The 7,987-nt window shown below is 71.2% G+C and carries 4 protein-coding genes and 1 pseudogene; 2 read left to right on the forward strand and 3 right to left on the reverse strand.

The genetic code is table 11. The features are described from left to right. Positions 1-161: 161 nt before the first annotated feature. On the reverse strand, positions 162-1,640 hold the full coding sequence (locus J0695_RS31220; RefSeq protein ID WP_206967751.1) for an ankyrin repeat domain-containing protein: 1,479 nt from the start codon (positions 1,638-1,640) through the stop codon (positions 162-164). 48 nt (positions 1,641-1,688) lie between these two features. Next, a complete protein-coding gene (locus J0695_RS31225) occupies positions 1,689-2,579 on the reverse strand; it encodes a hypothetical protein (protein WP_206967753.1) in 891 nt (296 codons plus the stop codon). 200 nt (positions 2,580-2,779) lie between these two features. Between J0695_RS31225 and J0695_RS31230 the strand changes: the two genes are divergently transcribed. After that, positions 2,780-5,884, forward strand: coding sequence for an endo-alpha-N-acetylgalactosaminidase family protein (locus J0695_RS31230; protein ID WP_307798824.1), 3,105 nt, complete (start codon positions 2,780-2,782; stop codon positions 5,882-5,884). Between the two features lie 62 nt (positions 5,885-5,946). Here the strand turns inward: J0695_RS31230 and J0695_RS31235 are convergent, their stop codons facing one another. Then, positions 5,947-7,668, reverse strand: a complete 1,722-nt coding sequence (locus J0695_RS31235; protein ID WP_206967755.1) for a glycoside hydrolase family 35 protein — start codon at positions 7,666-7,668, stop codon at positions 5,947-5,949. Between the two features lie 127 nt (positions 7,669-7,795). Here J0695_RS31235 and J0695_RS44290 point away from each other — a divergent pair. Then, positions 7,796-7,987: pseudogene (locus J0695_RS44290) on the forward strand (hypothetical protein); the annotation flags it as partial.

Consider the following 7,987-nt stretch of genomic DNA (forward strand, 5'->3'; position numbering starts at 1 on the left):
TTCGGGGGCTCCGCCCCCGGACCCCCGCTCCTCAATCGCCGGAGGGGCTAGATTTTGCCCCTCCGGTCTTGCATGTGCGTGCACAAGCAAGCCGGTATCGGGCAAAAATTAGCCCGTCCGGCGATTGAGGACAACGCGGCCGAAGGTCGCGTGCGCGGCGCTCAGCGGCAGCGCGGTGTCGTCCGCGTCAGGCGGTGCCTCGTCGACGCGTCCTCCACGTGATCGATCGCCTCCAGCGCCGTCGAGTGCGCATACCCTTCCGGGTCCTCGTCCGCCAGGATCCGTACCAACGTCTCCACCGCACGCGGATCCTGACGCATCGCCAGACCCAGCGCCGCCTCCGCCGCCGTGTCCGGGTGCTCGTCGTCCAGCCGTGCCGCCAGCGCCTCCCGGATCTGCGGGGTGTCCGACTCCACCGCAGCCAGGTCCAGCGTGGCCCAGTCCCTGACCTCGTCGTCCGGGTCCCGGGTCAGGGTGACCAGCGCGGCCAGCGCGTCGGCGTGGTCGGCGGGGACCAGGCCGTGCAGGGCCAGGGCCACCCGGTAGCGGACATCGCGGTCCGGGTGCGCGGCATGCCGGAGGATCTCCGGGAGCGCCGCCGGGTCGCCGTGGTGACCCAGCGCCAGGACGGCCGACTGGATCAGCTCCGGGTGCTCGGCGGTCCTGGCCAGTTCGCGCAGGACGGGCAGGGAGCGGACGGCGAACGGCTTCTCGCCGGTGGCGAAGCCCAGTTGGGCCAGGACGTCCGCCGCGAACGCCTGGCGCAGCGGATGGCCGCCGTCGGCGGCCCAGGCCGCCGCGGCCTGGTACGTCTCCTCGTCGCCCCTGCGCTGCAGTGCGAACATCGGCTCGAACCAGTCGTCCAGACACGGATCGCCGTACCGCAGCGCCCGCTCGGCCAGCTCGTCGAAGGAGGCCCGGATCCCCAGCTCCGTCTCCAGGAGCGTGGCGACGGCCCCATGGCCTGTCTGCTGCTCGGCGCTCGCCCAGGGCGCGTCCTCGCCCACCAGATCCACGACCACCGTGAGCCCGCCGTCCTCACGCACACGCCGGGCGACCGCCTCGTACGCGGGCCCGTAACTCTCGCCGAGCTGCCGGCGCACCTCCTGCTCCACATCCAGGGCGAGCCACCGTCTGGCCTCCGCCAGCGCCTCTTGGTGCGCGCTCGCACCGTGGCGCAGCAGGACCCTCACGGTCTCGGCCGAACCGCGGCTCGCCGCCATGACCAGCGGCGGCACCCCGCCGGGGCCCGGCAGGTCGGGGTCGGCGCCATGGGCGAGGAGGACCTCCGCCGTCTTCCCGTACCCCTTCTGAGCCGCCCAGGTCATCGCCGTGAAATCGAGCTCCTCACGGAGATCGGGCTCCGCGCCCGCCGCGAGGAGTGCCCGTACGACCTCGGTGTGGCCGCCGCTCGCCGCGCCGCACAGCGGCAGGTCGACGGTGTCGTCGCCGCTCGGCCGGTTCGGGTCGGCGCCGGCCGCGAGCAGCAGCCGTACGATGCCGGGCCGGTCACCGAGCGCCGCCCGGTAGAGCGCGGTGCCCAGGCCCTCGCTCTGCGACTCGGGCGAAGCTCCGGCGCGCAGCGCCCGTACGACGGCGTCCTCGTCCCCGCCGAGCACCGCGTCCATCACGTTCGTCATGGTCCGACCATCGCGCGCACACGGCCCCACCGCAAAGACATTTCCTGCTCAGGTGTCGCACTCCACGACCGTGCGGCACAGCGTGCAGCGGGCCCGGACCCGGCCACGGCACGGCAGCCGGATGCGCTGGAAGCAGCACGGGCAGGGGAAGGAGACCCGCAGGCCGTCCTTGCCGCTGTCGAAGGCGTACAGGGAGCCGGGCGGCGACCAGCCGGGGTGGTCCGCCGCGTAACGGCGGTCCTTCGCGTACCGGCGGCGGCCCGCCCACCCCGCGGCCGTCAGCGGCGGCTCGAGGTGGTCCTGGCCCGCCTGGGCGAGGCCCTTGCGGTACGCGGTGTACGCCTGCGGGCTGGTGAACCAGATCGAGGGATCCTCGCCGAAGACCTCCGCGCGCTTCGCCAGGACGTACCCGAACTCCTCCGGCGTGAGATAGCCGAGCTTCTGCCGGGACAGCTCGTCCTCGCGGAACGCGTCGAGGAGCAGCCAGCCCGCACCCAGGTACGTCGTCGCCGTGTCGGTGAGGATCTCGTTGTCGCGGGTGCCGGGGAACGTGAGGTCGAGGCGGTGCAGCAGTACGTGCATGACCTCGTGGGCGAGGGCTGCGCCGATGTCGTTGCGGTGGGTGCGGAAGCGGTCGTTCAGATCGATGAAGTACTCGGGGCCCGCGGCCAGTTCCACCCCTGCCGCATGCTGCATCTCGCGGAAGCTCACGATCATCCGGGCGTCGGGCAGATGAAGGTGCTGGACCATGGCGCGCGCCACGCGCTGCGCGCCGAGGTGGAGGTCGTCCTGGTCGGAGAAGGCGACGTCGACGGGGGCGACGCTCGGTGCGTAGGTGCGGATCCCGTCGTACGACAGCCGCTTGTAGAGCGCGGTGATGGCCGCCCGCACGGTCTCGAGGTGCGGATATCCGTGTACGACCTCGCTGCCGCCCGTCACGCCTCCACTGTACGGGCGGACAGATCGGCCAGACAGATCGGCAGCAGATCGGCGGGAGATCGGCCGGTCTCCGGCGGGAGATCGGCCGGAGACCGGCCGGACAGGAAACCTTTAGTCCAACAGGTGTCCCTCCTTTGTCCATGGGCGCATCACCCCCGCCCCCACCATCGTGACGTGCACGGCAGGACGAAGGAGTGAGTGTGCACGCAGAGAACGAGGTACGAGGCCAGGGAGACCGGCCCGGACCCAGCCGCAGGACCGTGGTGGCCGCCGGAGCGCTGGCCGGAGTGGGCACGGCGGTGGCGGCCGCCCCGTCGGCCTCCGCAGCGGCAGCAGTGCCGGGAGAGGCCGTTCTGGTCTCCGGGGCGCTCTCCGTCAAGGTCGCCACGGACTTCCCGCGGATCGTGTCGTACACCGACCGCGGGACCGGCGCGCAGCTGTACGGACAGCAGGACCCGGTGACCACCGTCCTCGTCGACGGCATCGCGCACACCCCGAAGGTGACCGCGACCCCGCACGGGCGCGACCGGATGGCGTACACCCTCGCACTCGACGGCAACACCGAGATCGGCGTCGAGATCCGGGTGCGCGACTGGCAGGTCGACTGGCGCGTGACACGGATCGCGGACACCGCGGCGCTGCGCGTGGGGACGCTGCAGATACCGGGGCTCGCCTTCCTCGCCGTACGCAGCGACCAGCCCGGTGCCACGCTGCTCGCGGCCAAGGTCCAGCTGGACAAGGCGAAGAGCGGCGACACCCTGGTGAAGGTCACCGCGGACGCCGTACCCGATGCGGCCCCCGTCGGATACGCGTACGCCGTCGTCGCCCACGACCGGCTCGGCGGGGCCGTCGAGACCAACACCGTCTACGACAAGGTCGACAGCGCGGCCGGGACCACCTGGGAGAACGGGCGGCTCTGGCGGCAGACGGTGAAGACCGGCGACCTGGTGACCGCCCGGCTCGCCTGCGGCCAGTGGACCCACCGCGCGGCGACCTCGCCGGTCGACGCCACCGAACCGCTCCCGTACGCGACCGTCGTCGTCACCCGCGACCGCAACGGCGACGGCATCGTCGACTGGCAGGACGCCGCCATCGCCTTCCGCGACATCATGGTGACCCCGCTGGGCGCCGACGAGCAGCACCTGCGCGTCGTCCCGCACATCCCCTTCAACTTCGCCTCGCAGGCCACGAACCCCTTCCTGGCGACCCTCGACAACGTCAAGCGGATCTCGCTCGCCACCGACGGACTGCGCCAGTTCACCCTCCTCAAGGGCTACCAGTCCGAGGGCCACGACTCCGCGCACCCCGACTACGCGGGCAACCACAACGAGCGCGCGGGCGGCCTCGACGACCTCAACACCCTGGTCAGGGAAGGCCGAAAGTGGAACAGCGACTTCGCTGTCCACGTCAACGCCACCGAGTCCTACCCCGTCGCCCACGCCTTCTCCGAGACGCTCGTCGACAAGACCAACGAGCAGTGGGACTGGCTGGACCAGAGCTACCGCATCGACTCACGGCGCGACCTCGTCTCCGGCGACATCATCAAGCGCTTCAAGAACCTGCGCGACGAGACCGACCCGGCCCTGAACACGATCTACCTCGACGTCTTCCGCGAGTCGGGCTGGACCTCGGACCGGCTCCAGCGCGCACTGCGCGACCAGGGCTGGACCGTCACCAGCGAGTGGGGGCACGGCCTTGAGCGCTCCTCGATCTGGTCGCACTGGGCGAACGAGACCGACTACGGCGGCGACACCTCGCGCGGCATCAACTCCCAGCTGATCCGCTTCATCCGCAACCACCAGAAGGACGTCTTCGCCAACAAGTGGCCCACCCTGCTCGGCGCCGCCCGCATGGGCAACTTCGAGGGCTGGGTCAACAAGACCGACTGGCACGCCTTCTACGACATCATCTGGACCGAGGCGCTCCCCGCGAAGTACCTCCAGGCCTACCCCGTCAAGCGGTGGACCGAGCACGAGATCACCTTCTTCGGCCCCTCAGCGACGGTCGTCGACGACACGAGCGGCGCGCGGCGCATCACCACGGACGGGCGTGTGGTGTACGAGGGCGGGGCCTATCTGCTGCCCTGGGAGCCACGCAAGGCCACCGACCCGGGCAAGCTCTACCACTACAACCAGGCGGGCGGCAGCACCAGCTGGGCCCTGCCGCGCGGCTGGGCGGGCACCGCGCGGGTCGCCGTGTACCGGCTCACCGACCAGGGGCGGGAGTTCGTGCGCGACGCCCCCGTCCGGTCGGGGAAGGTCACCCTGGACGCGGACGCCGGTCAGCCGTACGTCCTCTACCGCAGCAGGGTGCCGGCCGTCGGCGACCCGGGCTGGGGGCAGAAGAGCGCGGTGTACGACCCCGGATTCAACTCCGGTTCCCTGAAGGGCTGGACGGTCAGCGGGGCCGCGAAGGTCGCCCTCAGCGCGATCGGCGACTACGAACTGGTGGTCGCGGGCGGTGGCGCCACCCGCGTGAGCCAGCGGCTCGGACGGCTGCGGGCCGGGACCTACGCCGCATCCGTACAGGTCGAGGTGGGCGCGAGCGCCGGGGAGCGGCGACGGGCCGCACTCGAGATCCGTACCGCCGACGGCGTCACCGCCACGAACCACACCGACGTGTCCTGCGCCGGGAACTACGTCGCCGCCGACCGCAAGCACGACTCCCGCTTCCAGCGGATCTTCACCCGCTTCACCGTCCCCGAGGGCGGCGGCCGCGTCGACCTCACACTGCGCGCCGACGCGGGACAGGCACAGGTGCGCTTCGACAACGTCCGCGTCGTCGCGGCCGAGCCCACCTCGAAGCCCGGAACGCTGGCCTTCGAGGACTTCGAGAACGTCCCCCAGGGCTGGGGACCCTTCGTGAAGGGCGACGCGGGCGGCTCCACCGACCCGCGTACGCACATCGCGCAGCGGCACGCGACCTTCACCCAGCGCGGCTGGAACGGCAAGGCCGTCGACGACATCATCGACGGCACCCAGTCCCTGAAGTCGCGCGGTGAGAACGACGGCCTCGTCTACCGGACCGTCGACCACTCGGTCCGCTTCACTGCGGGGAAGCGCTACCGCGTCTCCTTCCGGTACGAGAACCAGACGGCCGGCCAGTACGCCTGGATCACCGGGGTCGACGAGCCGGCCCCGCGCGAACTGGAGCGCCTGGCCCTCCCCGTGGCCACCGAACCGACGCTGCTGAGCTACGAGTTCACCGCACCCGCGGCGGGCGACGCCTGGGTGGGGCTGCGCAAGGTCGGCGACGACGGGGTCGCGGAGTTCGCTCTGGACGCCTTCGAAGTGCGCGAGGTGTAAGGGGCAGACGCAATGGAGGGCCGACCCTTACCAAGGGTCGGCCCTCGTGGTCTGTCCCAGGCTCAGCCGAGATCCAGGACGGGCTCGCCCGGCTCCAGCAACTCCAGGACCCACACCTCGTTCTCGCCCTCACGCAGCACCGGACCCGGCACATAGAGGGTGGTCTGCGGTCCCGCCGACCAGTACCGGCCCAGGCAGAAACCGTTCACCCACACGAACCCGCGCCCCCACCCGGGCAGTCCGAGCGACCCGTCACCGGCGCCCCGGACCTCGAACGTCCCCCGGTACAGACCCCGCTCGCCGCCCTCCACCACCCCGAACGGCAGCTTCGCGACCGCCGCCGCATCGTCGAACGCGTCCAGGCGCAGCCCCTGCGCCCGTACCCCGTGCAGATACTGCCGCTCGTGCAGGATGCCGCCGGTGATGCCCTTCGACTCGGCCAGACGCGGCCCGTAGTTGACCCGCCCCAGCGACTCCACCCACAGCTCCACGGCCGCCGGGCCCGCCACCGGGGCCCCGAGCTCGGTCCGTACACCGTCGACACAGAGCACCGCCGCATCCCGCAGGCCCGACACCGTCAGCGGATACGGCTTGCGCGGGCCCGGCACATCCACCCGATAGCGGACCAGACCCCGGTCCACATCCAGCTCCTCGAAGGTCGGCGGGACCGCGGCCTCCTGCTCAGGGCCACCCAGCGCCCCCAGCACCTCCGCCAACGGCACCCAGTCCGTCAGTACGGGCCGCACAGGGACCCCCAGCTGCGGTGGCGGAGGCGGCAGCTCGGGCAGCGGGCCCTCCTGGTAGTCCGCCAGGATCTCCCGGAAGAGCCAGAACTTCTCCGTCGGCCGTCCGTACTCGTCCACCGGCGCCCCGTAGTCGTACGACGTCACCGTCGGCTGCAGCTCGCCCCCATGCAGTTCACCAGCCCTGTTGGCACCCGAGAAACCCGCGAAGTTCGTGCCCCCGTGCGCCATGTACAGATTCACCGAGCCCCCGCACTCCAGGATCTCCCGCAGCGCCTCCGCCGCGTCCGCCGGATCCCGTACGACATGCTCCGCATCCCAGTGGTCGAACCAGCCGCACCAGAACTCCATGCACATCAGCGGCCCGCGCGGCTGATGCCGGCGCAGCACCGCGAAGCCCTCACGCGCACCCGAACCGAAATTCGCCGTCGCCAGCACACCGGGCACCGAACCGCCCGTCAGCATGTGATCCTCAGGGCCGTCGGAGGTGAACAGCGGGACACTCACCCCGCGCCGGCGCAACAGACCCGCCAGATGAGCGAGATAGACCTGGTCCGAGCCGTAACTCCCGTACTCGTTCTCGACCTGCACCATGATCACCGGGCCGCCGCGGTCGATCTGCCGCGGCACCACCTCATGCAGCAGATGATGGAACCAGCGGTCCACATGGCCCAGATACTCCGGGTCACGGGTACGCACCCGCCGGCCCAGCGGACCCGTCAGCCAGTGCGGCAGCCCACCGTTCTCCCACTCGGCGCAGATGTACGGACCCGGGCGCACCACCGCCCACAGCCCGGCCTGCTGAGCCGCGTCCAGGAAACGGCCGAGCGCCTGCACGTCATGGAACCGGCCCGGCTGCGGCTCGTGCAGATTCCACGGTACGTACGTCTCCACACAGTTGAGCCCCATCGCCCGCAGCATCGCGAGCCGGTGCCCCCACTGCTCCTCGTGCACCCTGAAGTAGTGCATCGCCCCCGACAGCAGCCGCACAGGCCGCCCGTCCAGCTGAAAATCCTCGTCACCCACCGTGAAATCTGACACGGAGCCCACTTTTGCCCCCTGGCGGCGACCGGGTCCATGGACAAAGATCAACGCTGGTTGGACGCAACGCGGCGGCAACGCCACACGAACGCGGCACGAACGCAGTACAGAGGGAGGGCGATTCGCGGTGTATCACACCTGGATGCGCTATTTTACGCCGAGCCCCGTCCACCACCGCCTCGGCCTGGTCTGCCTCGGCGTCGGCCTCCAGCACGGCACCCTGCCCACCGTCGGCGCTTTTGAACCAGCCGCTGCCGGCGCTGACGACGACGGCGACGTGGTGGTCGAGGGTGCGGGGGCCGACGGTGGGCAGGGTGCC

The organism is Streptomyces beijiangensis, assembly GCF_017315755.1.
Classification (GTDB): domain Bacteria; phylum Actinomycetota; class Actinomycetes; order Streptomycetales; family Streptomycetaceae; genus Streptomyces; species Streptomyces beijiangensis.